Annotated in this window: 16 protein-coding genes and 2 pseudogenes; 7 read left to right on the top strand and 11 right to left on the bottom strand. The window is 69.1% G+C overall.

Annotated features, from left to right (window positions below):
- Positions 1-66 precede the first annotated feature (66 nt).
- Both lat and AC5WS7_RS26860 read right to left on the bottom strand, forming a co-directional pair.
- Entirely contained in the window at positions 67-1,404 is a 1,338-nt protein-coding gene (gene lat / locus AC5WS7_RS26865; RefSeq protein WP_495957356.1) for an L-lysine 6-transaminase, read from the bottom strand.
- 64 nt (positions 1,405-1,468) lie between these two features.
- Complete coding sequence (locus tag AC5WS7_RS26860) at positions 1,469-1,921, bottom strand: Lrp/AsnC family transcriptional regulator (protein WP_040819361.1); 453 nt, start codon at positions 1,919-1,921, stop codon at positions 1,469-1,471.
- Between the two features lie 82 nt (positions 1,922-2,003).
- Between AC5WS7_RS26860 and amaB the strand changes: the two genes are divergently transcribed.
- The 5 genes and pseudogenes from amaB to AC5WS7_RS26835 all read left to right on the top strand — a co-directional run bounded on the left by amaB (position 2,004) and on the right by AC5WS7_RS26835 (position 10,556).
- On the top strand, positions 2,004-3,536 hold the full coding sequence (gene amaB, locus AC5WS7_RS26855; RefSeq protein ID WP_495957355.1) for an L-piperidine-6-carboxylate dehydrogenase: 1,533 nt from the start codon (positions 2,004-2,006) through the stop codon (positions 3,534-3,536).
- A gap of 337 nt (positions 3,537-3,873) precedes the next feature.
- Positions 3,874-5,739, top strand: a pseudogene (locus tag AC5WS7_RS26850) (DEAD/DEAH box helicase); the annotation flags it as partial.
- A gap of 486 nt (positions 5,740-6,225) precedes the next feature.
- A pseudogene (locus AC5WS7_RS26845) lies at positions 6,226-8,961 on the top strand (Lhr family ATP-dependent helicase); the annotation flags it as partial.
- Between the two features lie 348 nt (positions 8,962-9,309).
- On the top strand, positions 9,310-10,059 hold the full coding sequence (locus tag AC5WS7_RS26840; protein WP_495957354.1) for a DNA-formamidopyrimidine glycosylase family protein: 750 nt from the start codon (positions 9,310-9,312) through the stop codon (positions 10,057-10,059).
- Between the two features lie 398 nt (positions 10,060-10,457).
- The gene (locus AC5WS7_RS26835) at positions 10,458-10,556 is read left to right on the top strand and encodes a type II toxin-antitoxin system RelE family toxin (RefSeq protein WP_495957353.1); all 99 of its coding nucleotides are present in this window, start codon (positions 10,458-10,460) and stop codon (positions 10,554-10,556) included.
- A gap of 11 nt (positions 10,557-10,567) precedes the next feature.
- Here AC5WS7_RS26835 and glpD read toward each other — a convergent pair whose 3' ends face one another.
- The 5 genes from glpD to AC5WS7_RS26810 form a co-directional block, all read right to left on the bottom strand.
- On the bottom strand, positions 10,568-12,319 hold the full coding sequence (gene glpD, locus AC5WS7_RS26830) for a glycerol-3-phosphate dehydrogenase (RefSeq protein WP_495957352.1): 1,752 nt from the start codon (positions 12,317-12,319) through the stop codon (positions 10,568-10,570).
- Between the two features lie 859 nt (positions 12,320-13,178).
- Complete coding sequence (locus tag AC5WS7_RS26825; RefSeq protein WP_495957469.1) at positions 13,179-14,348, bottom strand: aminotransferase-like domain-containing protein; 1,170 nt, start codon at positions 14,346-14,348, stop codon at positions 13,179-13,181.
- A gap of 100 nt (positions 14,349-14,448) precedes the next feature.
- Positions 14,449-15,744 (bottom strand): DUF8176 domain-containing protein, encoded by a 1,296-nt coding sequence (locus AC5WS7_RS26820; protein WP_495957351.1) that lies wholly within the window; start codon positions 15,742-15,744, stop codon positions 14,449-14,451.
- 103 nt (positions 15,745-15,847) lie between these two features.
- Positions 15,848-16,933: a hypothetical protein gene (locus AC5WS7_RS26815; RefSeq protein WP_495957350.1), complete on the bottom strand. Its 1,086-nt coding sequence runs from the start codon at positions 16,931-16,933 to the stop codon at positions 15,848-15,850.
- Between the two features lie 329 nt (positions 16,934-17,262).
- The gene (locus AC5WS7_RS26810) at positions 17,263-18,666 is read right to left on the bottom strand and encodes an NAD(P)H-quinone dehydrogenase (protein ID WP_495957349.1); all 1,404 of its coding nucleotides are present in this window, start codon (positions 18,664-18,666) and stop codon (positions 17,263-17,265) included.
- Between the two features lie 319 nt (positions 18,667-18,985).
- On the opposite strand from AC5WS7_RS26810, the gene AC5WS7_RS26805 reads away from it, so the two are divergent.
- Positions 18,986-19,459, top strand: a complete 474-nt coding sequence (locus AC5WS7_RS26805; RefSeq protein WP_495957348.1) for a gamma-glutamylcyclotransferase family protein — start codon at positions 18,986-18,988, stop codon at positions 19,457-19,459.
- Positions 19,460-19,734: 275 nt separating this feature from the next.
- On the opposite strand, the gene AC5WS7_RS26800 is transcribed toward AC5WS7_RS26805, so the two are convergent.
- From AC5WS7_RS26800 to AC5WS7_RS26785, 4 genes are all read right to left on the bottom strand, one after another.
- Complete coding sequence (locus tag AC5WS7_RS26800) at positions 19,735-20,880, bottom strand: M20 family metallopeptidase (RefSeq protein WP_495957468.1); 1,146 nt, start codon at positions 20,878-20,880, stop codon at positions 19,735-19,737.
- Between the two features lie 86 nt (positions 20,881-20,966).
- Entirely contained in the window at positions 20,967-22,223 is a 1,257-nt protein-coding gene (locus AC5WS7_RS26795) for a M20 family metallopeptidase (protein WP_495957347.1), read from the bottom strand.
- 93 nt (positions 22,224-22,316) lie between these two features.
- The gene (locus AC5WS7_RS26790; RefSeq protein ID WP_495957346.1) at positions 22,317-23,039 is read right to left on the bottom strand and encodes an enoyl-CoA hydratase-related protein; all 723 of its coding nucleotides are present in this window, start codon (positions 23,037-23,039) and stop codon (positions 22,317-22,319) included.
- A 31-nt stretch (positions 23,040-23,070) separates the two neighbouring features.
- On the bottom strand, positions 23,071-23,985 hold the full coding sequence (locus AC5WS7_RS26785; RefSeq protein WP_495957345.1) for a ribonuclease Z: 915 nt from the start codon (positions 23,983-23,985) through the stop codon (positions 23,071-23,073).
- A gap of 142 nt (positions 23,986-24,127) precedes the next feature.
- Here AC5WS7_RS26785 and AC5WS7_RS26780 point away from each other — a divergent pair, with 142 nt between their 5' ends.
- Complete coding sequence (locus AC5WS7_RS26780; RefSeq protein ID WP_495957344.1) at positions 24,128-24,907, top strand: purine-nucleoside phosphorylase; 780 nt, start codon at positions 24,128-24,130, stop codon at positions 24,905-24,907.

The following is a 24,907-nucleotide window of genomic DNA, read 5'->3' as shown; positions in this document are numbered from 1 at the left end:
ACATTCGAGCCCCGCGAACGCCACCGGACGGTCGGTAGGTGACGGGCCGGATCGTCACGGCCGGATTCAGCTCAGCACCCGATCGAAGGCGTCGACGGCGCTGTCGAGTTCGTCGACGGTGACGGTCAGCGGCGGGCGGAACCGGATGCCGCGTTCGCCGGTGCCGAGCAGCAGTACGTGCTCGTCGTGGCGCAGCCGGGTGAGGACATCGTCGCGCAGTTCGGCCGATTCCAGCGTGATCGCACACAACAGCCCGCGTCCGCGCGGATCGCTCAGCCGTGGATGACGGTCCGCCAGCTCGGTGAGCCGGTCGAGCAGGTGGGCGCCGAGCCGGGCCGCGCGTCCGGCCAGGCCGTCGCGCTCGAACACCTCGAGGATGCGGCGCGCACGCACCATATCGGCGAGATTGCCGCCCCAGGTGGAATTCAGCCGCGAACTGGTCGCGAAGACGTTACCGGGGACCTCGTCGATGCGGCCGCCCGCCATGATGCCGCAGACCTGGGTCTTCTTACCGAAAGCGACGATATCCGGGCTGAGACCGAGTTGTTCGTACGCCCACCGGGTGCCGGTGGCCCCGACGCCGGTCTGCACCTCGTCCAGCACGAACAGCGCGTCGAATTCCCGGCACATCGCCTGCATCGCCCGCAGGAACCGGGCCCGCATATGCCGGTCGCCGCCCTCGCCCTGGATCGGTTCGGCCACGAAACAGGCGATGTCGTGCGGATTCTCGGTGAAGGCGGCACGCGCCTGGGCCAGCGCGTGCGCCTCGGCGGCCTCGATGTCCACACCGGGGGCCGGATACGGGGTATCGATCCGCGGCCAGGCGAACTTCGGGAAGCGGGCGACCTTGACCGGCTCGGTGTTGGTCAGCGACATGGTATATCCCGAACGCCCGTGGAAGGCTCCGGACAGGTGGAGCACCTTCGTGCCGAGTTCCGGTGCGCGCCCGTGCATTTCGTTGTGGCGGCTCTTCCAGTCGAAAGCCGCCTTGAGCGCGTTCTCCACGGCGAGCGCGCCGCCGTCGATGAAGAACAGATGCGGCAGCGCCGGATCGCCGAGCACGCGGGCGAAAGTGTCCACGAACCGGGCCATCTCGACGGTGTACATATCGGAGTTGCTGGGTTTGTACATCGCGGCGGTGAGCAGTTCGCCCCGGAACACCTCGTCCTCGACCAGGGCGGGGTGGTTCATGCCCAGGGCCGAGGAGGCGAAGAAGCCGAACATGTCCAGATAGGCCGTGCCGTCGCGGGCGTCGACGAGCCGGCGGCCGTGCGATCGAGCCGGGTCCAGGACCAGCTCGAACCCGTCGGCGAGGATGTTCGCGCGCAGAATTTCATGCACCCTTTCGGGGGTGACCAGCGGCGCGTCAGCAACCACCCCGGGGCGCTCCAGTTCTAGGGTCACCCCTCAAGGTTACGAAAATTTTTACGCAAACTCTACAGACTTCCGTAGAAGTTACGATCAGAGATCATCTGTCATAGAATGTCTGCAAAATAATGGTGCTTCGTGTCCGTACGTTGGCCGTCGCGCGGATCTCCTGCAACAACTGCTCCAGATGCCGGGGCGAGGCCACCCGCACCAGCAGGATGTAGCTCTCCTCGCCGGCCACCGAATGGCACGCCTCGATACCCGGGACGTGCCGCAGCAGGGCCGGGGCGTCATCGGGCTGGGACGGGTCGAGAGGAGTGATCGCGACGAATGCCGACAGCAGTTGCCCCAGCGCCTCCGGATCGATCTTCGCGGTATATCCCTGGATCACGCCCCGGGCCTCGAGCCGGCGCACCCTGGACTGCACCGCGGACACCGACAGGTTCGCCTTCTCCGCGAGGTTGGACAGCGTGGCGCGGCCGTCCTCGGTCAGCTCGCGGATCAATAGTCGATCGATCTCGTCCAGAACAGATTTCGCCGGTGCGTCCGCCATCAGCGAAGGCTAACGCAGCGATTCGGACTCGTGGCCGGAACCACGGCCGCCGCCCCACACCCGCACCCTCACGGAGGTACCCATGACACGTACCGCATCGGCCGTCGGCGATCCGGCCGCACGCGCCGAAGGACTCCTGCTGAAGCTGGGCGTCACCCTGCCCGCACCGGGTTCGCTGGTGGCGCGCACACCGATCACCGGCGCGCGGCTGACCACCCTCGCGCCGAGTGACGATGCGGCGGTCGAGGCCGCGATCGGCAAGGCCGCCAACGCGTTTCGCAGCTGGCGCACGGTGCCCGCGCCACAGCGGGCCGCGGTGGTGCGGCGGCTGGGCGAACTGCTCCGGGAGAACCTGCACGAGCTGGGCGAGCTGGTCACCCTCGAGGCGGGCAAGATCGGCGCGGAGGCCCGCGGCGAGGTGCAGGAGATGATCGACGTCTGCGAATTCGCCCTGGGCCTGTCCCGGCAGCTGTACGGGCGCACCATGGCCTCCGAACGTCCCGGGCATCGCCTCATGGAGACCTGGCATCCGCTCGGTGTCGTCGGGGTGCTCTCGGCGTTCAACTTCCCGGTGGCGGTCTGGTCGTGGAATACCGCGATCGCCCTGGTCTGCGGCGACACCGTGGTCTGGAAGCCCTCGGAGACAACACCTTTGACGGCACTGGCCGGTCATGCGCTGGTACGGCGCGCGGCCGCCGACGTCGGCGCGGACCCGGAGATCCATCAGCTGATCCAAGGCGCGGCCGACGTCGGGGAACGCCTGGTGGACGACGAGCGGATCGCACTGGTCAGCGCGACGGGATCGGTGCGGATGGGCCGCACCGTGGGCCCGCGGGTGGCGGCCCGGTTCGGACGCTGCCTGCTGGAACTGGGCGGGAACAACGCGGCTATCGTCACCCCGTCGGCCGATCTGGAATTAACCACGCGCGCGGTGCTTTTCGCCGCCGCGGGCACCGCGGGCCAGCGTTGCACCACCTTGCGGCGGGTGATCGCGCACACGGACGTCGCCGGCCCGCTGGCCGACCGGCTGTGCCGCGCCTATCACCAACTGCGCGTTGGGGATCCGCTGCAGCAGGACGACGTGCTGGTCGGACCGCTGATCAGCGGCCGGGCCTACACCTCGATGCAGGACGCGCTCGCCCGCGCTCTCGCCGACGGCGGCGAATTGCTGTGCGGCGGTGAGCGTGTCATGGTCAACGGCGAGGAGTCCTACTATGTGCGCCCGGCGATCGTGCGCATGCCCGCGCAGACCGAGGTGGTGCGCGAGGAGACCTTCGCACCCATCCTGTACCTGCTCACCTACGACGATTTCGACGACGCGATCGCCCTGCACAACCAGGTTCCGCAGGGGCTGTCCTCCGCGGTGTTCACGCGCGACCAGCGCGAGGCCGAGCGATTCCTCGCCGCCGACGGCTCCGACTGCGGCATAGCCAACGTCAACATCGGTACCTCGGGCGCGGAGATCGGCGGCGCGTTCGGCGGTGAGAAACAGACCGGCGGTGGCCGCGAATCCGGCTCGGATTCGTGGAAGGCGTACATGCGCCGGGCCACGAACACGATCAACTACTCCACCGAACTGCCGCTGGCGCAGGGCATCGAGTTCCCCGCAACGTAGCCCCGCCGACTCGGGGCGCTCCGGCACCGGCCGGTCGATGAGGTGTCGGAGCGCCGTTGCTGTGCCCGGCGACCGGTCCGGCCAGAAGGCGCACGGTCGCGCGATATCCCGCGGGACCCCGATGCGCTTCATCGGGGCCCGCGCCTCGGGACCCCCAGCCTTCGCGAGGTCGGTGTCGACGGCTCCGGACAGCACCGGGTGAGCCGACAGGCGGAACGGGCCGCGCGTGTCGACGGCGTGCACTTTGCCGCGGAACTCCTCGGTGACCGAGGACGGATCGACCGGCGCGAGGGTCGAGGCGCGGCCTCGTGTCGGTGGTGGGGTGCAGACTGTGCGCATGGACCAGTTCTCCCGACCCACGCAGGAGTGGTTCGACGGCGCGTTTCCCGCGCCGACGGCCGCTCAGCTGGGTGCGTGGCGGGCGATCGCCGCCGGGGAGCACACGCTGGTCATCGCGCCGACCGGGTCGGGCAAGACGTTGTCGGCGTTTTTGTGGGCGATCGACCAGCTCGCGGCTCGGCCGACAGCCGAGCAGATCGGCGGCACCAGTGTGTTGTACATCTCACCGCTCAAGGCGTTGGCGGTGGATGTGGAGCGCAATCTGCGATCACCGCTGGTCGGGGTGACGCAGACCGCCAAGCGGCTGGGACTGCCCGCGCCCGAGATCAGCGTCGGGGTGCGCTCCGGCGATACCACCGCGGCCGCACGCAGATCGTTGCAGCGCACCCCGCCGGACATTCTGATCACCACGCCCGAATCACTGTTCCTGATGCTCACCTCGGCCGCGCGGGAGACGCTGCGGTCGGTGCGGACCGTCATCGTGGACGAGGTGCACGCCATCGCGGGTTCCAAACGCGGTGCGCACCTGGCACTTTCGCTGGCCCGGCTGGACGGGCTGACCGAGCGGCCCGCCCAGCGGATCGGCCTGTCCGCCACGGTCCGGCCCCCGGAGGAGGTCGGCCGGTTCCTGGTCGGCAGCGCGCCGATCACCATCGTCGCCCCGCCCGCGCCGAAGACCTTCGACCTGTCGGTGCGGGTGCCGGTGGCGGATATGACCGAGCCGGACCCGGCGGGCGATTCGGACCAGCCCGGCTCGATCTGGCCGCACGTCGATTCGGCCATCGTGGAACTCGTTCTGGCACACCGATCTTCGATCGTCTTCGCGAACTCGCGGCGGCTGGCCGAACGGCTCACCGCCCGGTTGAACGAGACATATGCCGAACGGGTCGGCGTGAGTTCCGAGGACGCCGAACCCGCGCCGGAGCCGGCCCGGCGCACTCCAGCGCTGCTGGGCTCGACCTCGGATGTCAATCACGGCAGTGCGTCCCTGCTGGCTCGCGCGCATCACGGGTCGGTGAGCAAGGAGCAGCGCGCCATCATCGAGGACGACCTCAAGACCGGCCGGCTGCGTTGCGTGGTCGCCACCAGCAGTCTCGAGCTCGGCATCGATATGGGGGCGGTGGATCTGGTCGTGCAGGTGGAGGCGCCGCCGTCGGTGGCCAGCGGCCTGCAGCGGGTCGGGCGGGCCGGACATCAGGTCGGTGAGATCTCTCGCGGCGTGATCTTTCCCAAGCACCGCACCGATGTGATCCACTGCGCGGTCGCCTCGATGCGGATGACGGCCGGACAGATCGAACAGCTGCGCATTCCCGCGCATCCGCTGGACATCCTGGCCCAGCAGACCGTCGCGGCCTGCGCCCTGGACCCGATCGACGTCGATACCTGGTTCGACATCGTCCGGAGCACGGGAAGCTATGCGACACTGCCGCGTTCGGCCTACGAATCGGTCCTGGACCTGTTGTCCGGGCGCTATCCCTCGGACGAATTCGCCGAACTGCGCCCGCGGCTGGTGTGGGATCGCGACGCGGGCACGCTGGCCGGACGTCCTGGCGCACAGCGCCTGGCCGTCACCTCCGGTGGCGCGATTCCGGACCGCGGCCTGTTCCCGGTGTTCATGGTGGGCGAGAAGGCCTCTCGCGTCGGCGAACTCGACGAGGAGATGGTCTACGAGTCCCGCGTCGGCGACGTCTTCGCCCTCGGCGCGACCAGTTGGCGCATCGAGGAGATCACCCACGATCGCGTCCTGGTCACCCCCGCGTTCGGCCTGCCCGGCCGGCTGCCCTTCTGGCACGGCGATTCCCTCGGCCGCCCGGCCGAATTGGGCAGCGCCCTGGGTGAATTCGTGCGGACCGCGGGGCAGGCCATCGAGCGCGCGCCCGCGGCCGGGCTCGACGCGTTACTCGGTGCCGCGACATCACCCGGCCCCACCTACCCCGCGACCGCCGAGCCGGCCGTCGGCACTCCCGCACGACTCTCGGACCCGTTGCGGGTCAACGGGTCCGGCCTCGGGCAGCCGCCCGACGACCCCGGCTTCCCGGAATCCGGACAATCCGCAGGCTCAGCGCGGCGCCCCACCGCGGATGCCGCTTCGCCCGGCGTTGTCCCACAGGCCGACTCGCGCATCTCGGAGTCGCCGCCCCCCGATGGCTCTACCGCCGGCCAGCGGCCCGGGAACTCCGGCCCCGCCGAATCTGTTCGGTCACCACGACGCAAGGCGTCGCCGGACGGCAGTTCGCCGGCCGATTCGCGAGGCAAGCGAGCCGGGGTGAGCGGCGATCAGGGGCGCACCCGGTCCCGCCGCGGGAACGGGAGCGCCGCCGATATCGATGAACTCGGCGAGATCGTGCACAGCGCCGGGCTCGACGATTTCGCGACCGCCAATCTGGTTGCGCTGCTGCGCGATCAGCGCTCCGCGACCGGGCATCTGCCGACCGATCGGACGTTGCTGGTCGAGCGGTTCCGGGACGAACTCGGCGATTGGCGCGTGGTTCTGCATTCGCCGTACGGATTGCCGGTGCACGCGCCGTGGGCGCTGGCGGTGGGCGCGCGGCTGCGCGAGCGTTTCGGGGTGGACGCCGCGCCACAGGCCTCGGACGACGGAATCGTGGTGCGCCTGCCCGACACCACCGACGACCCGCCCGGTGCGGATCTGTTCGTCTTCGAACCGGACGAGATCGACGACGTGGTGACCGAACAGGTCGGCGGCTCGGCGCTGTTCGCCTCCCGGTTCCGGGAGTGCGCGGCGCGGGCGCTGTTGCTGCCGCGCCGCGATCCGGGCCGCCGTGCACCGCTGTGGCAGCAACGCCAACGCGCGGCGCAACTGCTGGATGTGGCGCGCAAATTCCCGGATTTTCCGATCCTGCTGGAGACCGCCCGCGAGTGTCTGCAGGACGTCTACGACCTGTCCTCGCTGCGCGAGCTGCAGACCGGGATCGCCCACCGCAAGCTGCGACTGGTCGAGGTCGAGACCGCCACCCCCTCGCCGTTCGCCAACGCCCTGCTGTTCGACTACATCGCCCAGTTCATGTACGAGGGCGACAGCCCCTTGGCCGAACGGCGCGCCGCGGCGCTGTCGCTGGACTCGGGACTGCTCGCCGAACTGCTGGGCCGCGTGGAACTGCGCGAACTGCTCGACGCCGGGGTACTCGAACTCACCGAACGCGAATTGCAGCGCCTGACCCCCGAACGGCAGGCCCGCGACGCCGAGGCGCTGGCGGATCTGCTGCGTCTGCTGGGCCCGCTCACCCCGGCCGAGGCAGCGCTGCGATGTACCGCCGACCCCGAACCGTGGTTCGCCGAACTCGCTCGAGCCCGTCGCGCCCTGTCGGTTTCGTATGCCGGACAGCAGTGGTGGGTCGCGATCGAGGATGCCGCCCGGCTGCGCGACGCACTCGGTGTGCCGCTGCCGATCGGGGTTCCGGCGGCCTTCATCGAGCCGGTCGCCGACCCTCTGGGCGATCTGGTCGGCCGGTACGCACGCACGCACGGCCCGTTCGAATTAGCGGCGCTGGCAAGCCGATTCGGTATCGGCCCGGCCGTCGCGGCGACCGCCCTGCATCGGCTCGCCGCCGAGAAGCGGGTCGTGGAGGGTGAATTCACCCCCGGCGCGGCCGGTACGGAATGGTGCGACACCCAGGTGCTGCGCCGGTTGCGGCGGCGTTCGCTGGCCGCGGCGCGCAAGGAGATCGAACCCGTCGCGACCACCGCGTTCGCCCGGTTCCTGCCCGCCTGGCAGCAGGTGGGCACCGGTCAGTTGCGCGGCGTCGACGGTGTGGCCGCGGTCGTGGAACAGCTTGCGGGCGTGCCGATTCCGGCTTCGGCGTGGGAGTCCCTGATCCTGCCCGCCCGGGTGCGCGACTATGCACCCGCCATGCTGGACGAGCTGATGTCCACGGGTGAGGTCATCTGGTCCGGCCACGGTTCCCTCACCGCCAAGGACGGCTGGATCGCCCTGCACCCCGCCGAGCAGGCCGCCCTGACTCTCCCGCCGCCCGACGATATCGACCTCACCGAAACCCAGACCCAACTCCTGCTCGCCCTCGGCGCCACTGTGATTCCGCGAACGGCCGCAGCGTCTCCGGAGGAGAGTCCAGGTTCACCGGGCGAGCCGATCGACGGTGCTCTTTCGGCACGAGTAGTGCCATCGGCGGGCGGCGCGTACTTCTTCCGGCAACTCTCCGATGCCACCGGACTGCTCGACGACGCGGCGGTGGCTGCGGCGCTGTGGGAGCTGGTGTGGGCCGGACACGTCGCCGGTGACACCTTCGCACCGGTACGCGCGTTGCTGTCGGGCACGACGCGCAGCACCACCACACATCGTTCGCCCCGGCGCACGCCGCGGGGGCGGATGTATCTGCCGCGGGCGAACATGCCGACGCGCACGGGTCCGCCCACAGTCGCCGGACGTTGGTCGCTGTTGCCGGAACGCGCGGTGGACAACACGATTCGCGCCCACGCCACGGCCGATCTGCTGCTGGAGCGGTACGGGGTGCTGACCCGGGGATCGGTTCAGGGCGAACAGGTCCCGGGCGGCTTCGCGCTGATGTATCGCGTACTCACCGAATTCGAGGACCGCGGCCGCTGCCGGCGCGGTTATTTCATCGACTCGCTCGGCGGCGCGCAATTCTCCACGACCGACGTGGTGGACCGGCTGCGCTCCTTCGACACCGAGCGGACTCCCGAAATCGAACGCGCACAACATACCTTGGATACCGCTCTGGCTCTGGCCGCCTGCGATCCCGCCAATCCGTACGGTGCGGCGCTGCCCTGGCCGAAGGGAGCGAGCGAGGGCGCCGGGCACCGTCCGGGACGCAAGGCAGGCGCCCTGGTCGTCCTCGTCGACGGCGACCTCGCCCTCTACCTCGAACGCGGCGGCAAAACCCTGCTGACCTTCACCGAGGATCCCCACCGCCGCGCCCGCGCCGCCGCGGCCCTGGCCGCGCTGGTCCACGATCACCACATCGACTCGCTGGTCGTGGAGCGTGTGGACGGGGAATCCGTACACGGCAACACCTTCGCCACCTTTCTGACCGAAGCAGGTTTCGCCGCCACCCCGCGCGGGTTCCGCCTGCGGAGCCGGCCGTGAGTACGCGAAACGAGGCGGACAATGAGCCCCGCTCCCTCGCACAACGCGAGTCGGGATCGGGACCTGCGCGAAGGTCGAGACATCCGAGCGCCGTGGTGAGCCCGGCACCGGAACGCGTGACGGGACCCGAGCAGGCGGTACGCCCCGGCCACACGACAACGAGACCGGGCCGCCCGGGCAGACCTCTGCACTCACGAGTGGCGAGCCCGGCGATGCGGCCAACACGTTCGAGAGCGCTGCGGCATCCGCGCGGAACGGAACCGGCGCACGAACCGGATCACGCTGCGCGACGGACGTTTCCGGAGGTACCGCGACAGAGCGGAGTCCGATCACTCGCGGGGGGCCGAGATGCCCGAAGGTGACACCGTCTTCCTCGCCGCGGCAAGACTGCGCACGGCCCTGGCCGGAAAGATATTGGTGCGCAGCGATTTCCGGGTTCCACGCTATGCGACGCTGGATCTGTCGGGGCAACCGGTGGAGGAGGTCGGCAGCTACGGCAAACATCTGTTCGTGCGGACCCCGGCGGTCAGCGTTCACACCCATCTGAAGATGGAGGGTACGTGGCGCGTGTTCACTCCCGGCCAGCGCTGGACCAAGCCGGCGTTCACCGCCCGGCTGATCCTGGCCACCGCGGAAGCCGAGGCCGTGGGCTTCGCGCTGGGCACGGTGGAGGTGCTGCGACGCGATCAGGAACACACCGTCCTGGACCGGCTCGGCCCGGATCTCCTTGGTCCGAATTGGGATGCGGCCGAAGCGGTCCGCCGACTGCTCGCGCAGCCGGATCGCCCGATCGGCCTGGCTCTGCTCGACCAGCGCAACCTGGCCGGGATCGGCAACATCTACCGCAGCGAGATCTGTTTCATCGAACGCGTCGACCCGCGCCGCCCGGTCGGATCGGTGCCCGATCTGGCGGCCCTGGTCGATCGGGCGCATCGGGTGCTGCACAGCGCCGCGCACGATCCGCCCTGGCGGCCGTACGTCTACCGCCGCCACCGGCAACCATGCCGCCGCTGCGGCACCAACCTCACCCTGACCCTCATCGGCGAGGGCCCGGACAGTGAGCGCGCGCTCTACTTCTGCACCGGCTGCCAGGAGTGAATCAGGGGGCTCGCAGGGTTCCCCCGCGACGCGCCGCCCAACCCGCACAGTGTCGTTTGCCACTCAGTAGCTAATATCTCGTTCCGACCGGCCGACATATCCGCCGATGGGAAAACACGAGACAGGTCGTCCATGACCGCAGCCACCGCCCGACGCATCGCCCGCCTCACCCTGCAACTGGTGTACGCGCTGGTCGCACTCGCCGTCATGATGTTCCTGAGCTACCTGCTGCTGCACGCCACGAGCCGATAGTCTCGATCTCCCGGTGCAACATGTTGAACATACAAAAGCTGCCACGCGAAGCATTCGAGGCCGCCCTTCAGGCGATCATCGGATCACGTCACGACCCGAGGCCGGCTGGCGCGGAAAAACTCGTCGGGAGCCACAGCGATCGGCGTGTGCGTATCGGTCAGTGCCGCATCGTGTACAAGGCGGACGACGACGCGCGATTGATCACGGTCTACGTCGTCGCCAAACGATCCGACTCCTATCGGTAACTTCCCATGGTTCAGCCATCGGCCGGGACGGGCTCGAGGATCTCCGGGCGCGGTTCGGGAGCAGCGGCGCGCAGGGCGTCGGCCGACACGTCGTCCGGTTGTGTCTGGGAACAGACCTCGGCATCCACCCGCGCGTTGTAGGTTTCGACCTCCCGGGCCGTGCGTTCCGCATTCCAGCCCAGGATCGGCGCGACCAGCCGAGCGGTCTCCTCGGCGCAGGCCACGCCGCGATGGGAATACTCGATCGAGATGCGGGTGCGGCGGGCCAGGATGTCGTCCAGATGCAGCGCGCCCTCGGCGGTGGCCGCGTAGATCGCCTCCACCCGCAGATACGTCGGGGCCTCGGTGATCGGTTGCAGCAGATCGGGTTCGCCGGCCGCGAGATCGAGCACGTCGGTGACCAGCGAGCCGTAGCGATCGAGCAGATGTTCGATGCGATAGGGATGCACACCGTAGCTCTGGGCCAGCTGTTGGGCCTGGTTGAGCAGGGCGAAATAGCCGTCCGCACCGAGCAGCGGCACCTTCTCGGTGATCGAGGGCGAGACCCGCTGCGGGATGTCCTGCGCCGCGGCGTCCACCGCGTCGTACGCCATCACGCGGTAGGTGGTGTACTTGCCGCCCGCGATCGCCACCAAGCCGGGACAGATCCGCGCGACGGCATGTTCGCGGGAGAGCTTGGAGGTCTCATCGCTCTCCCCAGCCAGCAGCGGTCGCAGTCCGGCGTAGACGCCCTGGATGTCCTCGTGGGTGAGCGGGGTGACCAGAACCTGGTTCACGCGCTCGAGCAGATAGGCGATGTCGGCCTTGGTCGCCGCGGGGTGGGCGAGGTCGAGATTCCAGTCGGTATCGGTGGTCCCGATGATCCAGTGGCTCGCACCCCACGGGATGACGAAGAGCACCGAGGTCGCAGTGCGCAGGATGAGCGCGGCATCGCTGGTGATCCGATCGCGCGGCACCACGATGTGCACGCCTTTGGAGGCGCGCACGTGGAACCGGCCGCGCTGGTTCGACAGCGCCTGGATCTCGTCGGTCCACACGCCCGTCGCATTGATCACCACGTGACCGCGCACCTCGGTGGTGCGGCCGTCCTCGCTGTCGCGCACCTTCACCCCGACCACGCGATCGGCCTCGCGCAGAAATCCCACCACCTGCGTTGAGGTCCGGACGACCGCGCCGTAGTGCGCCGCGGTGCGGGCCACGGTCATGGTGTGCCGGGCGTCGTCGACGACCGTGTCGTAGTAGGTGACTCCGCCGATCAGTGCGTCCCGCCGGATTCCGGGAGACAGCCGCAGCGCCGCCGATCGAGTCAGATGATGTTGTCCCGGAACGGATTTCGCACCGCCCATGGTGTCGTACAGCACCAGCCCGGAAGCGACGTAGGGACGTTCCCAGAGCCGATGGGTCAGCGGATACAGGAACCGCAGCGGCTTGACCAGATGCGGCGCAAGGGTTTTCAGGCTCAACTCGCGTTCGTGCAGCGCCTCGCGCACCAGCCCGAAATCCAGTTGCTCGAGATACCGGAGCCCACCGTGGAACATCTTGGACGAGCGGCTCGACGTACCCGAGGCCAGATCGCGCGCCTCCACCAGCGCGACCTCGAGCCCGCGAGTGGCCGCGTCCAGCGCGATACCCGCGCCGACCACCCCGCCGCCGATGACGACCACGTCGAAATGATCCCGCCCCAGTCGCTCCCACGCGGCCACCCGCTGCGCGGGCCCCAACTCCGCGGCCGACCGAGACTGCGATTGCGATGTCTTCGTCATCCTCGACTCCTCCAGCCATTGCCGAAACGCTCGTTGGTGACGCCCTTGTCCTGGTCGATCGGTCCCGGGCCGGAGATCACCGAATGCCGCCCGACATACGCACGGCCCCGTCTCGCACCCCAACCCGTTACCGGCCAGTAGCTGCCCTCACAGTAGTGCACTACCCCGGCACCGAGGCGCTACGCCCCGAAGGGCATACCCGGACCAGCCTTTCCCGCACATCGAGATCGAGATGCACCCTTGCCCGGCAGAGCACATCCGCCGGGCAAGGGGGGTACCGCTGACAGCGCCTCGGCTACATTGCCGGCCGGCCCGCGGGCGATTTTCAGCATCCGATCACTCCCGGCCGGCACGCCCCATGCGGGTCCGGCGCCTTCGGACCGGTGGAAGCACACCGGCCCGGCCGTCGAACGGCGAGCGAGCCCCGAATCGCCCCATCGATCCGGACTCCCACGCCGCCAGGAGGCGGCTGTCCCGGCAGATCGGATCGGCCGGGCACAGCTCTCATTGTCCGGCAGTCACCCTCGCGCGCAGGCCGGAGATTCCACCATCGAAGGCTAGCTTGGTCCAGGTCCGACTCCGGGCTGCGTAGGAGGCGGCGGCAGCGGCGGCGCGGAAGGGTTGTTGCATACACCCGGCTGTACCCCTCCCGGCTGCGTCGGGGGACAGTCGGCCTGCGCCATGCCCGCCCCGAACGAAGCGACGCTCACCACAAGCGCCGCTCCCGCAATGAATTTCGCAATCATGATCTGCTCCCTTCAGATGACTTACCCGGGGGGACGTAACAGGTGCGACACCTCGATCCAGGCGCAAATGATGTCCGATCCGGACGCAAAATCTTGTGCCACAGTGTCTTTCGCTACGCGCCGAGGGCGCGAGCCAGCCGATCCACCGCCTCGTGCAGAACCGGCGCGTCGAATGTGGTGAAGCACAGGCGCATTGCGTTGCGGTAGTCCGATTCGACCGCGAATGCGGACCCGGGAACATAGGCGACACCATGATCGACTGCGCGCGAGAGCGATTCGGAGGTGTCGGTGCCGTCGGTGAAAGCTGCCCAGACGAACATGCCGCCGGTGGCGTCGGTGCTGACGACCCGGTCCCCGAACCGTTCCCGGAGCGCGCCGACGAGCGCCTTCGCCCGCTCGCCGTAGCTATTTCGCACTGTATTCACATGCGCGGCAAGCCAATCCGCGTCGGCGAGTAGTTCGGCGGTGATCTGCTGGGTCAGCGCCGAACCGCACAGGTCCGCGCCCTGTTTGAGCAGTTCCACACCGCGGCACACCGAGTCCGGCGCGACCATCCAGCCCGCACGCAGTGAGGGCGCGAGGATCTTGGAGGCACTGGACAGCCGGATCACATTGGGCGAGTAGGTCGCGACCGGATCGGGTGACGGGCGATCGAACCAGAGCTCGCCGTAGGGATCGTCCTCGATCACCCAGAAGCCGTACCGGTCGGCGAGCCCGGCCAGTTCCGCGCGACGCCGCGCGCTCAGCGTCACGCCTCGCGGATTATGGAAGTTGCTGACCGTATGCACGACCGCCGGACGCTCACCACGCCGGAGCAGTTCGCCGAGAACATCGACGCGCATACCCTGCTGGTCCAGCGGAACCGACACGATGCGCGCCCCGGCAGCACGGAAGACCTGCAACGCACCGACATAGGCCGGGTCCTCCACCACGACCAACGCACCCGGGTCCAACAGCACCTCACCCAGTAGCGACAACGCTTGCTGCGAGCCGTGAGTGACGAAAATCTCCCCCACCGGCACCGATCGGCCCAGCCGGGTCGACTCGCGCGCAGCGAGCACGTCGCGCAACGGTCCCCAGCCCGCCGATTGCGTGTACTGCAACCGCGACCGATCGGACAGCGCCGACTCGGCGGCACGGGCGATCCGGTCACGCGGCATCAGCTGCTCGTCCGGCAGGCCACCGGCCAGGCCTATCACCTCCGGCCGCTCGGTCAGCTTCAGCAGGTCACGAATCGCCGAACTCCGCAGGCCATCGAGACGACTGGACAGCGAGGGTGCGATCGGCGACACGGGATACCTCCGAGTGCGAGGGCGAAGCTTCGAACACATTCACCATCGCACGCGGTAACTCAAATCGTGAAACCAAAATCCCACATTGTGGTCAATTCAGCACCCGGGTCAGCTGCACGAGAGTCTTACCTCCGACGACTGCGGTCGTAATTACCTCCGGGTTGTAACCGGTTATCTTGCCGCTGGGATCACGCTGGGTGACCACAACGCTGTACTGGCCCGGTGCCTGCAGCGTGATCGTCGCGCAGAAGGTCGCGCCCTTCGGAATTTGCGCGTCGATCGTGGCCTGCAGTTCCTGTACCGGCTGGAGGTTCACGTTCGGCGCCGAGAAGCTGTGCATCAGCCGCGCGTCACGATCGACGATGAGCGCATGCCAGTAACCCAGAATCGCCCCCGGCCCGCTGTTGGTATCCCCGGGCCCATTTCCGACGACCATCGTCGGGGTCGTCTTGGCGGCGCAATCCAACCCCGATCCGGCCGCCGGGGCCGACGTCGCGGCGGCGGAAGTGCTGGTGTCCCCCTTCCCGCGCATGGCGAACACGATCACTCCCACGATCGCCACCACCACGACGACCGCCGCGGCGATCCCGCCGATCAACACACCGCGGTTACGCCGTGGCCGGTCGGCGGGCGGCGTGGAGACCTGGCGTCCGGAGGTACCGCCGACCTTCAGGACCAGATCCTCGTCATCCCACAGCGAGCCGGAGGAAGAACCCTTGCCGGAGCCGGAGCCTCGGGCGGCGACGCTGGGCTCACGCGGAGCTGCGAGCTTCTTGGCCAGATCGTCGTCATCCCACAGCGAGCGCGGCTGTCCGGTCTGCCCGTACTGGGGCTTCGGCGCATCGGCGGACTGTTCGGACGGGCGCGGCGGCGCGGTCCGCCAACGTGCACCCGTATCCGGCCCGCCCTGCTGAGCGACGGACTGATCCGGATACCGGACCGTCTCCTGCGAACCGGTCGAATCCGGCGCGCGATACTGCTGCGGCTGCACGATCTCCCGCGAACCGGTCGAATCCGGCGCACGATACTGCTGCGGCTGCACGATCTCCCGCGAACCCGTCGAATCCGGCGCACGATACTGCTGCGGCGGCGCGGGAACTGTCGGTTGCGCGGGCTGATCGACCGGCTGCCAGCCGAGGCTGGGCCGCTCGGGTATGTCCGCGGGCTGCCATCCGATGGTGGGACGTTCCGGACCGTCGGCGGGCTGCCATCCCACCGGTTTCCCAGTGGCGGTCGGCGGGCCGAACGCGTCCACGGGAGGACCGAATTCACCTACCGGCGGGCCGAATTCGGACGTCGGCGGCCCGAAGGCCGACTCGCCACGATCGCGCGACGACGGAACCGACTCCCCCGATTCGTCGTGTTCCGCATCGTCCATGGAGGCCATCACCCGTTCCTTCCCCATGACACCCGCGTGGGGCGGTCAACCAACGACCGCCCCACGTCGAATCAGCTTGCACCGGCGCCTTCCGGCCCGCCCGTACGGAATTTCAGTTCTGGACCGAACCGCTCCACTGGGTGGTGACACCGGCGACATTCACCGTCTGCGGGGCGTAATTCCCCTCGGGCAGTTTACCAACGTGCGCGGCCGCATCGAGTGCCGCGACCCCGCCCGGCTGCATCCGGATCCAGCCCTCGACCGCCGCCTTGGCCGCGTTGGCCTGGGTCGAGTCGACGTAGGTCTCGTTCTTGACGTCGTTGAAACCGGTGCGGGCCTTGAGGTCATCGATACCCGTGGTGTGGGTGTACGTGGTGACCTTGATCTTGTTGGCCTCGACGTACTCGATCGAGACACCCGCATCGCCGGTGCCCGTGGGCGTCCGGTAGCCGACCGTGCCGACATAACCGTTGGCGTTGTTGAAGTGGTGCGTATTGGCCACGTAACCGGGCGCGACACTACCGCCGTCGACATTCGCGCCGACCTCGGTGTGCGGACCGTTCATCTGCACGACCGGCGCGGCCGGGGCGGAGTGCAGGCTTGGCGAGTTCCAACGCGGCGGGGCCTGCACGGTGCCCTGATGGGCATTGCCGTTGCCGGACGGGCCGTTCAGGGTGTTGGTGTTGTCCTGGCTCGGCTGCGGCTGCTGGTCAGGCTGCGGCTGGGTCTCGTTCGGGCCGGGCATGATGGCCGGCTGCGCCGGGCCGTTCTGCTCCTGGGCGTTCTGCCCCGGCACCGGCAGCGGCGCGACACGTGGCGTCGTCACACCCGGCTGGACGGGACCGGTCAGACTCTGATTCGGTTGCGTCCCATCGGAATTGGGCTGGGTGACTCCCGGCTGCGGTGCGGTCACGCCCGGCTGGGGCGAGGTCACACCGGGCTGCGGCGTGTTGGTGTCGTTCGACTGCTGGCCCGGCTTGGTGACGCCCGGTTGCGTCGGGGCCTGATTCTGCGTCGAGGGGTTACCCGCCTGCGTGCCGCCCGGCTGGGCGGGCGTGGTGGGAACCGCGGACGGACCAACCGGGTCCGCACCGGCCGGCGCCGCCAGCAGAGTGGCAACGGCGGCCGCGGTGGCCAGCGGCAACGACGTCGCCACCGCGCGCTGCACCCGATTCGGCTTACTACGATGATGTTTCACTGCTCGCAGTCCCTTTCCCGAGCGCGGCCGCCGTCACGTCCCGCAAGGCCTACCGCGCTCCCGTTGTCCCTCATCAGATGCCGGACCGCTGCCGCGACCCCGGAGGTCGCTCGCGAATTCCGGTCGGGAAAGGCACCATCCCCCCGCACACGAAACCTGCCAACCGACCCACCACTCACATCTCTGCGGGAAGTGAATCATACGAACAGGTTTCCGGCAACATGAACCGAATTCCCACTGGCGCAAACGCACTCGTTCCCGTATGACACGTCGTCGAGGGGGCTGATCGGGCGCCGCGGGAGAGCTCGCCGAATGCCGTGCGGCCGGGGTCAACCGAGGTCGTCGTGCCGCATCAACTGGCGAGCCGCCTCGGTGATCGAACCGGACAGCGACGGATACACCGAGAAGGTCTGCGCCAGATCGTTCACGGTGAGGTTGTTCTGCACCGCCATCGCGATCGGCAGGATCAGCTCCGAGGCGATCGGGGCCACCACCACACCGCCGATCACCACACCGGTCGCCGGGCGACAGAAGATCTTCACGAAACCGCGTCGCAGTCCGGACATCTTGGCCCGGGGATTGGTGTTCAGCGGCAGCATCACCGTGCGCGCCGGGACCTCACCATCATCGATCGCGTTCTGGCTCACCCCGACCGTGGCGATCTCGGGGCGGGTGAACACCGCCGAGGCCACCGTCTTGAGCCGGATCGGCTGCACCCCTTCGCCGAGTGCGTGATACATCGCGATCCGGCCCTGCATCGCCGCCACCGAGGCCAGCGGGAGCAGTCCGGTGCAGTCGCCCGCGGCGTACACACCCGGAACCGACGTGCGCGAGACCCGGTCCACCCGCAGGTAGCCGCCGCGGTCCAGTTCGATGCCGATCCGCTGCAGGCCGAGGTTGCCGGTGTTCGGGGTCGAACCGACCGTCATCAGGGCATGCGAGCCGGTGACCGTGCGGCCGTCGGAGAGTTTGACCACGATGCCGTCCGCGGTGCGCTCCACCGCGTCCGCGCGCGCCTGCTTGACCAGTTCCACACCGCGTTCGGCCAGCGCGTCCTCGAGGACGAGTGCGGCGTCGGCGTCCTCGCCGGGCATCATCCGGTCCCGGCTGGACACGAGTTTCACCTGCACGCCCATCTCGGTGTAGGCGTTGACGAATTCCGCACCGGTGACGCCGGATCCGACGACCACCAGCGTCTTCGGCAGTTCCTGCAGGTCGTACAGCTGCCGCCAGTTCAGGATTCGCTCACCGTCCGGTTCGGCCCCGGGCAGCACGCGCGGACTCGCGCCGGTGGCGATCAGCACGACCTCCGCCTCGAGCACCCGTTCGGCGCCGTCGGCCATCCTGGCGCGCACCATATGGGTGGCCAGGCCCGGAATCTGATCGATCAGTTCACCGTCCCCGTTCAGGATGGTGACGCCGGCGGCCTGGAGTTTGGCGCGGATATCGGAGGACTGCGCCTGCGCGAGCGCCTTGACCCGGGAGTTCACCTCGGACAACCGCACCTGGGCCTGCGCCGGATGCAGGGTGATCCCCAGGTCCCGGGCGCGGCGCAGATCGGTGCGCACGCCGGTGGAGGCGATGAACGTCTTGGAGGGCACGCAGTCCCACAGCACGCATGCGCCACCGACGCCGTCGCGATCGATCACGGTGACCTCCGCGCCGTGCGCTGCGGCCACCAACGCGGCCTCGTAGCCCGCCGGGCCACCGCCGATGATTGCAATGCGGGTCATGGATACCTCCGCCTTCGTGCTGTTCGATCGGGATCTCCGGTCGTGGAAAGGGTATCTGTGCGGCGACACGCAGGCTCGGCCGCCGCAGGTTTGCGGCCCGGCGCGCGGTCGTCAGCGGGCCACCGCCGCGTGCGGTTACCCCGAGTGCCCGGCGATCGCCGGACCATCCCACCAGCGCGGCGGCGCCTCGCGCACCGATTCGTTCGCGAGCGTCTTCGCGCACGTCCGAGCGGTTGTCGCGGGGCACCCGATCCGGGCGCCGGATATCGGATGGGCGGGATGGGGGCGAGTGCGCGCGGTCATTCGATACTCTTGCCTGGTGCCGATATACGCCGCATATGGATCCAATATGGATCCCGAGCAGATGCTCAAGCGCTGTCCGCACTCCCCCGTGTACGGAACCGGTTGGTTGGAGGGCTGGCGCCTGACCTTCGCCGGAGACGACATCGGCTGGGAGGGACCGCTGGCGACGGTGGTCGAGGAGCCAGGGGCTCGGGTGTTCGTCGTGCTGTACGACGTCCCCGACGAGGACGAGGCGAGCCTGGACCGCTGGGAGGGCTCGGATTTCGGCATACACAAGAAGATCCGGCTGCGCGTCACCCCGAGTTCGGGCACCGGCTCGCAACCGGTGCTCGCCTGGCTGTACGTCCTGGACGCCTACGAGGGCGGCCTGCCCTCGGCCCGCTACATCGGCGTCATCGCCGACGCCGCCGAAAAGGCCGGAGCCCCAGCCGAATACGTTCACGCGCTGCGTACCCGGAACTCCCGCAACGTCGGTCCGGGAGCTGTGTAATTGGCCTCCGCTCCGCTCCGGCGTGTTCGCGGCCCCGAAGGCTCGCCGCTGAGCACTCGAGACTCGGGCTCCGCCCATGCGCTTCGAGTGCTCAGCGGCGAGCCGGCCGCGAACGGTCGCTCGAAGGCTCGCTCCGCGCGGGGCCGGGAGAGCACGCACGTCGCGATTCTCAGGTGAGAGCGCGATGCGCGGGTGTGGGATTGCCGGCTGCCGTGGGGCTCGAAACGCAACGGCAGCATCCGATGTGGATGCTGCCGTCGTGAGTGGCGGGTGAGCTAGCGCGCGTTCAGGACCAGGTTGGTCAGCACCCGCACACCGACGGCGAGGGCGCGTTCGTCCAGGTCGAATGTGGGCTGGTGCAGGTCGAGCTGTTCGCCGTGGCCGGACCACACGCCCAGCCGGGCCATCGCGCCGGGAACCTGTTCGAGGTACCAGGAGAAGTCCTCGCCGCCGCCGGACTGCGGGGTGTCGGACAGCGCGTCGGGGCCGATCGCGCGGATGGCATCCTCGAACATCCGGGTGGCCTGTTCGTCGTTGACCACCGGCGGGACGCCGCGCTTGTAGTTCAGCTGATACCGCACGCCGGTGGGCGCGAGCAGGCCGTCGACGATCTCGCGCACCGTCGGTTCGAGCAGCGACCAGGTCGCGTGATCGCCGGTGCGGACGGTGCCGGTGAGCATGCCGGTCTGCGGAATCGCGTTGGGCGCCTTGCCCGCCGAGACCGCGCCCCACACCATCACGGTGCTGGTGCGCGGATCGATCCGGCGGCTCAGCAATCCGGGCAAGCCGGTGATGACCGTGCCGATCGCGTACACCAGATCGCTGGTCAGATGCGGTCGCGAGGTGTGCCCGCCGGGCGAATCGAGCACCAGCTCCACGGTGTCCGCGGCCGAGGTGATCGGACCCACCCGCACCCCGACCCGCCCGGCCTCGAGCCGGGGATCGCAGTGCAGCGCGAACGTCCGGGAGACGTCCTCCATCGCGCCCGCGGCGACCATATCGATCGCTCCGCCGGGCATGACCTCCTCGGCGTGCTGGAAGACCAGCCGGACGCCGACCGGCAGATTCGGCACCTCGGCCAGCGCCGAGGCCACGCCCAGCAGAATCGCGGTGTGCGCGTCGTGACCGCAGGCGTGCGAGACGCCCGGCACGGTCGAGGCGAAGGGCAGCCCGGTGTACTCCTGCAACGGCAGCGCGTCCATATCCGCACGCAGGGCGATCCGCGGGCCGCCGGGGCCGATATCACACAGCAGACCGGTGCCGGTGGGCAGTTTGCGAGGCTCGAGTCCGGCCTTGACCAGCCAGGACTCCACGAACTCCGTCGTCGCGAATTCGGTGCGGGACAACTCGGGGTTGGTGTGCAGATGCCGCCGCCACCCGATCAGATCGTCCGCGTTGTCGCGGAGCCACGCGTCGACGATCGCGCGCCCCGCGGCCGGACTGCCGGGTTCGTCCGCCGAGGCCGTCGTGTCCGGGCCTGCCGCCGCCGCGGTTCGGCCATCTGTGCTCACCGAAAATCCTCCTGTCGCTGAACGCTGTGTTCCAACAACCGTTCCCTATGGAATTGATCGCCCGCAACTTGTATCGCGGTACGCGCCAACACCGTGGCCCCGTCGATCACCGCCGCATCCGCGGATTCGGTGACGCACGCCGCCGCGAATCGCGGCTGATGCGTCACAGCTCCCGCGGCATCGATCCCGATGACCGGGTGGATGCCCGGGATGACGTTGGTGACGTTGCCCATATCGGTGCTGCCCAGTGGACGTGCTGCCTCGAGTTCCGGCGGTAGCGGTACGCGTCCGATACCGGCCAGCTGCTCGCGGTAGGCACACAGTACTGCCGCATCGGGTGTGAGCTCGGTATACGTGGGCGCGAGCATCCGGATGTCGTGGGTGGTTCCGGTAGCCAGCGCTCCCGCCTCGAAACAAGCCGATGCCCGTCGCATCAGATCGTCCAGGCTTGCGGAGTCGGCTGCCCGTAGGTAATACAGCAGTTCCGCGCGCTCGGGCACGATGTTGGGGGCCACGCCGCCGGATTCGACTATACCGTGCAGTTGCTGCCCGGGCGCGAGATGTTGACGCAGCAACCCCAGCGCGACCTGCGCGACGGTAACCGCGTCACCGGCGTTGCGGCCGTGTTCGGGGGCCGCGCTGGCATGTGCGGCCCGGCCGCGATACGTGATGGACAGATCGGCCAGGGCCAGTGAGCGCGCACCGGCGATGTCGTGCGGCCCCGGATGGATCATCATCGCCATCGCCACGCCGTCGAACACGCCGCGTTCGAGCATGAGCACCTTGCCACCGCCGCTCTCCTCGGCCGGCGTGCCGAACACCTTCACCGTGATCCCGCACGCATCGGCCACCTCGGCCAGCCCGAGTGCCGCACCCACCGCCGCGGCGGCGATGATGTTGTGCCCGCAGGCATGACCCATGCCGGGCAACGCGTCGTATTCGGCGCAGATTCCCACGACCAGGGGGCCGTGACCATAGGTCGCGGTGAACGCGGTATCCAGTCCGGCGACTCCGGCGTCCACGCTGAACCCGCGCTCGCGCAGCGGCGCGAGGGTTTTGGCGGCGCTGCGGACCTCGGCGAAGGCCAGTTCGGGTTCGGCGTGGATCGAGTGCGACAGCGCGATCAGCTCCGCGGCGGCGCGGGCGATACCGGCGTCGGCGGCCGCGGTGAGCGTCGGATCGGCCGCCGCGAGGACCGGATCGGGCGACGGATCCGCAGGCTCGGGCTGTGGGTCGGCGCCGCGATATGCCATGGCATCAGTCTCGCACCCGACCGGCAGGTTGCGCGCTGTTGGCCGGGACGACCGCGGGTCCGGCACCGGCGACCCGCGGGCGTACGGCTCCGGTCAGACCTGGAAGGCCAGGTTGTCCTGGGTGGTCGGCACCGCGAGCCCGGCCAGCGCGCGGCCGTGCAGGGCGCGCTTGATGACCGGCAGATTCGGCTTGCGGTTACCGGCCAGCGCGGCGGCGCGCTCGACCGCGGCGGCCAGCAGGACCTCCGGATCGGCCTTGGCGTCGACGATTCCGGCGGCGATCGCGTCATCCGCGCCGTAGCGACGTCCGGTGGTCATCGCCTCGACCGCGACCTGATTGCTCAGCCGCTCGGTCACCAGCGCGTTCATCGCCACCGTGAACGGCATGCCCAGATGGACCTCCGGCAGGCACCAGTACCCGCGATCGGCGCGCATCACCCGGAAGTCGTGCGAGGTGGCCAGCATCGCGCCAGCGCCGAAGGCGTGACCGTTCACGGCCGCGACCGTGGCCATGGGGAAGGTGAGCAGGCGGCTGAACATGCTGTGCACCCGGTCCAGATACCAGCCGCTGCGGTCGAAGTTGCCGAACAGCCAGTCGGTGTCCAGACCGTTGCTGAAGAATTTGCCGGTCGAGACGGTGACCAGCGCGGCCGGCGGACTCGGCTGCCCGGGCGTGACACCGGCTTGTTCGACCTCGTCCAGCAACCCGTGGAAGGTGTCGATCCAGTCGGGGTGGAAGCGGTTCTCGGTATCGGTCTGGCCCTCGTTGCCGAGGTAGAGCACGAACACGGCCCCGTCACGTTCCAAATACGGCATACGCAGCAGCATAACGACGCGGCCGCACAAGTTACCGGCGAGTCGGTATCGGCACCCGCATCAGATCCTCGGCCACGACCAACTCGCCGTCGAAATATTTGCTCGCCTCGAGCCGGTGGTCCTCGAGATCGGCGTAACGCTGGGAGAAATGGGTGAGTACCAGGGTTCGCACGCCCGCGGCCTGGGCCACCTGGGCGGCCTGCGCGGCGGTGAGGTGACCGTACTCGTGCGCCAGGCCGGCGTCGGTGTCCAGGAAGGTCGCCTCGATCACGAGCATATCCGCATCTTGCGCCAATTGCGTTACCCCGGAACACATCCGGGTGTCCATGACGAAGGCGAACCGCTGCCCCCGGCGCACCGTGGAGACCTCGTCCAGGGTGACGACCCGATCCTCGGCGAGCCGTAGCGAACCCTCGCGCTGCAAACGGCCGACATCCGGTCCGGAGATGCCGAATTCGGCCAGCCGGTCGGGCAGGATGCGCCGGCCGTCGGGCTCGATCAACCGGTAGCCGAAGGTCTCGACGCGATGGTCCAGCCGGATCGCCTCGACCTCGAACGCGGTGTCCGGCAACGGGATCGGCCCCGCCGCGTCGATCGGCCGTTCGCGCAGACCGGCGAAGTACGGCACCACGTCGCGCAACCGGCAATAGAACTCGCGGCCCGCGGCCGGGAAGCAGATGTCGACCGGATGCGTCACCTGATCCAGGTTCAGGCGCGCGAGCACCCCCGGCAGGCCGAGGCAGTGATCGCCGTGGAAGTGGGTCAGGCAGATCCGGGTGATCGAGGCCGCCGACACGCCCGCGAACGACATCTGCCGCTGGGTGCCCTCGCCGGGGTCGAACAGCAGCCCCTCGCCGTCCCAGCGCAGCAGATACCCGTTGTGGTTACGCTGGCGGGTCGGCACCTGGCTGGCCGTCCCCAGCACGACGAGCTCACGCGCAGTCACGACTCTGTTCCCACCACATTTTCGACACGACGTCCACCCGCGTTCCGCGGGTCCGGGCGTGCGCGACGCTACCAGGCACTCCGTACGACGGCAGGTCACCCGGAAACCGCATGCGGTGAGCTACCGCACTATCGTGAACCACATGCTTGCCGAACAGGCCGCGGCGGCGCTGGCCGAGCGCACCGGAGTTCAACACCACCGCATCGCGGTCGTACTCGGATCGGGCTGGCAGGACGCCGCCACCGAGATCGGCGTCCCGGCGGCGTCGGTGCCGATGACCGAGTTACCCGGATTCGACGCGCCCACCGCCCGGGGCCACCAGAGCACCGTCCATTCGGTTCCGGTGAACGATTCTCCCGTCCTGCTGATGATGGGCCGTCAGCATCTGTACGAGGGATACGACCCCGCACAGGTAGTGCACGGGGTGCGCACGGCGATCGCGGCCGGAGCGGACACCGTCCTGCTCACCAACGCGGCCGGCGGGATCCGCCCGGGGCTGCGGGTCGGTGACCCGGTGCTGATCTCCGATCACCTGAACCTCACCGGGCGCACCCCACTCGACGGCCCCGTGTTCGTCGATCTGGTCGACGCGTGGGATCCCGAATTGCGCCGTCTGGCAAAGGAAGTCGATCCGGATCTGACCGAGGGCGTGTACGCGGGACTGACCGGACCGCAGTACGAGACGCCCGCCGAGATCCGCATGCTGGGCACGGTCGGCGCGGATCTGGTCGGCATGTCGACGGTTCTCGAGGCCATCGCGTGTCGCGCGCTGGGCGCGCGGGTGCTCGGCATCTCACTGGTCACGAACCTGGCCGCCGGGGTGACCGGCGAACACCTCTCCCATGCCGAGGTGCTCGCCGAGGGACGCGCCGCCGCACCGCGCCTGGGCAAACTGCTGCGCGGAGTGCTCGAACGCATCTGA

This window comes from Nocardia sp. PLKS1-43 (genome assembly GCF_059510335.1).
Note: the sequence above shows the minus strand (reverse complement) of the source record. Positions and strands in the feature narration are given on the sequence as shown.

Excerpts from the sequence above, each read along its gene's own strand:
- AC5WS7_RS26795 (WP_495957347.1), bottom strand. The coding sequence starts at position 22,223 with ATGGCATATCGCGGCGCCGACCCACAGCCCGAGCCTGCGGATCCGTCG.
- AC5WS7_RS26820 (WP_495957351.1), bottom strand. The coding sequence starts at position 15,744 with ATGGCCTCCATGGACGATGCGGAACACGACGAATCGGGGGAGTCGGTT.
- AC5WS7_RS26840 (WP_495957354.1), top strand. The coding sequence starts at position 9,310 with ATGCCCGAAGGTGACACCGTCTTCCTCGCCGCGGCAAGACTGCGCACG.
- AC5WS7_RS26790 (WP_495957346.1), bottom strand. The coding sequence starts at position 23,039 with ATGCCGTATTTGGAACGTGACGGGGCCGTGTTCGTGCTCTACCTCGGC.
- AC5WS7_RS26780 (WP_495957344.1), top strand. The coding sequence starts at position 24,128 with ATGCTTGCCGAACAGGCCGCGGCGGCGCTGGCCGAGCGCACCGGAGTT.
- amaB (WP_495957355.1), top strand. The coding sequence starts at position 2,004 with ATGACACGTACCGCATCGGCCGTCGGCGATCCGGCCGCACGCGCCGAA.
- AC5WS7_RS26810 (WP_495957349.1), bottom strand. The coding sequence starts at position 18,666 with ATGACCCGCATTGCAATCATCGGCGGTGGCCCGGCGGGCTACGAGGCC.
- glpD (WP_495957352.1), bottom strand. The coding sequence starts at position 12,319 with ATGACGAAGACATCGCAATCGCAGTCTCGGTCGGCCGCGGAGTTGGGG.
- AC5WS7_RS26860 (WP_040819361.1), bottom strand. The coding sequence starts at position 1,921 with ATGGCGGACGCACCGGCGAAATCTGTTCTGGACGAGATCGATCGACTA.